At 41.6% G+C, this 291-nt stretch carries 1 protein-coding gene; it reads left to right on the top strand.

The features are described 5' to 3' along the window. Nucleotides 1-85: 85 nt before the first annotated feature. The coding region (locus tag AAEZ02_RS22155) for a hypothetical protein (protein WP_351125158.1) at nucleotides 86-291 on the top strand (206 nt) is incomplete at its 3' end.

The following is a 291-nucleotide window of genomic DNA, read 5'->3' as shown; positions in this document are numbered from 1 at the left end:
TTACAGTACATTGCCCTTCTAAGTATTTACCTGTTGGCATTTATGGTGACTGGTTGGATGTTTGGTCCGCGATTGGGAGCTTAGCATGAAAAATGAATTGTTACTGGAAGAAGTTACAGGCGTTACTGACGTTACATTTAATGGAAACAGTCATTTAGCTGCAGTAACTAGTTCGACGCTAGCTAAAGCAGGCGTTACGTTACCTAGTGAAGAACAGCGTCCATGTTATCGATGTTATAACGAGTCATTCAGAGTTAGCGGAAAACGCTATGATGCCGGTCTCTATTTTCA

It is taken from the genome of Shewanella sp. T24-MNA-CIBAN-0130 (genome assembly GCF_040310185.1).
GTDB lineage: Bacteria > Pseudomonadota > Gammaproteobacteria > Enterobacterales > Shewanellaceae > Shewanella > Shewanella psychromarinicola.
Note: the sequence above shows the minus strand (reverse complement) of the source record. Positions and strands in the feature narration are given on the sequence as shown.